This window comes from Caulobacter sp. P1_B12_2 (assembly GCF_056406675.1).
Window position 1 is genome coordinate 1 of the sequence record NZ_JBFTZS010000525.1, and the last position, 2,913, is coordinate 2,913.

General features: G+C 69.9%; 4 protein-coding genes and 1 pseudogene. 1 reads left to right on the forward strand and 4 read right to left on the reverse strand.

What is annotated here, in order from left to right:
• From AC1DZ6_RS22675 to AC1DZ6_RS22690, 4 genes and pseudogenes are all read right to left on the reverse strand, one after another.
• Positions 1 to 200, reverse strand: a pseudogene (locus AC1DZ6_RS22675) (TVP38/TMEM64 family protein); the annotation flags it as partial.
• Positions 197 to 1,273, reverse strand: a complete 1,077-nt coding sequence (locus tag AC1DZ6_RS22680; protein ID WP_477099372.1) for a quinone-dependent dihydroorotate dehydrogenase — start codon at positions 1,271 to 1,273, stop codon at positions 197 to 199. The gene AC1DZ6_RS22680 and the pseudogene AC1DZ6_RS22675, both read right to left, overlap by 4 nt.
• Complete coding sequence (locus AC1DZ6_RS22685) at positions 1,270 to 1,614, reverse strand: DUF952 domain-containing protein (protein WP_477099373.1); 345 nt, start codon at positions 1,612 to 1,614, stop codon at positions 1,270 to 1,272. The genes AC1DZ6_RS22680 and AC1DZ6_RS22685 overlap by 4 nt, the downstream gene beginning before the upstream one ends.
• Complete coding sequence (locus AC1DZ6_RS22690) at positions 1,611 to 2,123, reverse strand: SixA phosphatase family protein (RefSeq protein ID WP_477099374.1); 513 nt, start codon at positions 2,121 to 2,123, stop codon at positions 1,611 to 1,613. The genes AC1DZ6_RS22685 and AC1DZ6_RS22690 overlap by 4 nt, the downstream gene beginning before the upstream one ends.
• 77 nt (positions 2,124 to 2,200) lie before the next feature.
• Between AC1DZ6_RS22690 and metX the strand changes: the two genes are divergently transcribed.
• A partial coding sequence (gene metX / locus AC1DZ6_RS22695) for a homoserine O-acetyltransferase MetX (protein WP_477099375.1) occupies positions 2,201 to 2,913 on the forward strand: 713 nt, incomplete at its 3' end.

Sequence of the window (2,913 nt, forward strand, 5' to 3'; positions counted from 1 at the left end):
ACGTAGATCAGGACGTAGATCACCGCCGCCTTCAGCGGATTGGCCGCGGCATAGGCCTGCAGCGCCTGGCCCTGGGCCTGCAGCGTCTCCAGATTGAGCTTGCCGGCCAGGCCGCTGGCCAAGGCGATGACCAGCAGGATCAGCAACGCGCCCAGCGGCCCGAAGCGACGCAGCCAGGCCAGGGCGGTGTCGGGCGTCATCCGGCGCCGACCGCGTCGGTCACCGAGGCGAAACCCTCTGCGCGCAGTCGGGCGGCCAGCTCGATCTTGATCCGCTGCACCAGGCCCGGCCCGCCATAGACCAGAGCCGAATAGAGCTGCACGGCGCAGGCTCCGGCGCGGATCTTGGCCAGGGCGTCCGCCCCGCTGGCGATCCCGCCCGCGCCGATCAGCGCCAAATGGCTGTGGTTGGCCGCGTGGAAGCGGGCCAGCATGGCGGTGGAGGCGGTCAGCAGGGGCTTGCCGGACAGGCCGCCGCTCTCGCCCTTCTCGGGCGAGGCCAGGTCGGCGGGCCGGGCGATGGTGGTGTTGCTGACGATGACGCCGTTCAGGCCGTTGGCCGTGACCGTGTCGACGATGGCCTCGACCTCGCCGTCCTCCAGATCGGGCGCGACCTTCAGAAAGATCGGATAGTCGACGGTGCCCGCCGCCTTCAGCAGGCCGCGCGCCTCGGCGATGCGGCCCAGCAGCTCCTCCAGCGCCGCCTTGGTCTGCAGCGCGCGCAGGCCAGGCGTGTTGGGCGAGGAGATGTTGACGGTGAAATAGTCCGACAGGCCCCACAGCCGCGTCAGGCCGGTCACGTAGTCGGCGATGCGGTCGGTGGCGTCCTTGTTGGCGCCAATATTGGCGCCGACGACGCCCCCATGGCTCTTGGGAGCCCGCTTGGTCTTCAGGGCCGACAGGCGCGCGGCGAACGGCTCCAGCCCCTCGTTATTGAAGCCCATGCGGTTGATCACCGCCTGGTCCTGGGTCAGCCGGAACAGGCGCGGACGCGGGTTGCCGGCCTGGGCCAAGGGCGTGACCGTGCCGCACTCCACGAAGCCGAAACCGGCCTGGGACATGGCGGCGGGAACCTCGGCGTTCTTGTCGAAGCCGGCGGCCAGGCCCACGCAGTTGGACAGCGGCAAATGCGCGATGGTGCAGGCCAGGATCGGGTCGTCGACGTCGGACTGGCGCGGACCCAGGCCCATCTTCAGGCCCTTGATCGCCCAGCCGTGGGCGTCCTCGGGATCCAGCGCGTGCAGGGCGCGCGAGGCAATGTCATGAAGGCTCATGCGGCCAGCTCGCCCAGCACCGGCACGCCGTCGGCGTCCAGCTCGACCGCTCGCTCGGCCAGCACCTCGTCCGCCTTGAGGTCGCGGAACAGATGCGGGAACAGCGCCCCGTCGCGCGAGGCCTCCCATTTCAGCGCCTCGCCCAGGTCGTCGGCCTCGACGGTGAGCAGCATCAGGTCGGCCTGGCCCTTGAAGTACAGCTCGGCGGTCCGCTGGGCGGTGTCGTGACCCGAGAAGTGGATGAAGCCGTCGGCCAGGTCGACCGCCGAGCCGGCGAAGGTTCCCGCGGCGCGGGCGGCGTCCCACTCGGCCTTGGGAAGGATCTTGTAGATCTTGCTCATTCGCCGCCGTGCCCGCCGTTTTCCGATGCATAGAACAGCTGGCTCAAGGTCGGGGCTCCATCGGCGTCGATCGAAAACACCGCGACGGTCGCGGTGGGAAACTTGCCGTGCAGCTGGGCCAGCTTGGCCGGGTCGGCCGGACCGCCCAGGGCCAGGCGAAGGGCCAGTTCGTGCAGGCCGGGATTGTGGCCCACCACCATGACGGTTCCGCTGTCGGGCGCCTCGTCGCGAATCGCCGCCAGAACGTCCTGGGCCTCGGCGTGGTAGAGATCCCGGCGGGTCTCTGCGCGGGCCTCGGGAAAGGCCGGGGCGGCCGCGGCCCAGGTCTCGCGGGTGCGGCGGGCCGACGAGACCAGGGCTAGATCCGGCGACAAGCCCGCCTCGGCCAGCACCTTGCCCATCAGGGCAGCGTCGTTCTGGCCGCGCGGCGCCAGGGCGCGCTCGAAATCGCCGCCCGAAGCGGCGTGCTGCTCGGCCTTGCCGTGGCGCATGAGGATCAGTCGGTCCATGATCCTCCATAGCCTTCACCGAGGCGCTCCGGAAGCGCGCGGTTGACACAGAAGGCGCCAAGCGGTCCAAGGCGGGCATGGCAAATCTCGATTTCGCCGGGGCTGTGCTGTCGGAAGGCGGAACCTGGCGGTTCCCGCCCCAGCAACCCTTGCGGCTCGACTCCGGCGCCCAGCTGGAAAACCTGGAAATCGCGTACCGCACCTGGGGCACGCTGAACGCAGACGGCACGAACGCCGTCTTGATCTGCCATGCCCTGAGCCTGGACCAGCATGTCGCCGGCACACACCCGGTCAACGGCAAGCCCGGCTGGTGGACCCGCCTGGTCGGCCCCGGCAAACCGGTCGATCCGGCCCGGCATTTCGTCATCTGCTCCAACGTGATCGGCGGCTGCGGCGGCTCGACCGGTCCCGCCTCGACCAACCCGGTGACCGGCAAGGCCTATGGCCTCAGCTTCCCGGTGATCACCATCCCCGACATGGTTCGGGCCCAAGCCATGCTGGTCGAGGCCCTCGGCGTGGAGACTCTGCTGGCCGTGATCGGCGGCTCGATGGGCGGCATGCAGGTCCAGCAATGGGCGGCCGACTATCCCGACAAGCTGTTCAGCGCGGTGATCGTCGCCTCGGCCTCGCGCCACTCGGCCCAGAACATCGCCTTCCACGAGGTGGGCCGCCAGGCGATCATGGCCGATCCCGACTGGAAGGCCGGCGCCTATGCCGAGGGCAAGTCGCGACCCGAAAAGGGCCTGGCCGTCGCCCGGATGGCCGCCCACATCACCTATCTGTCCGAGCC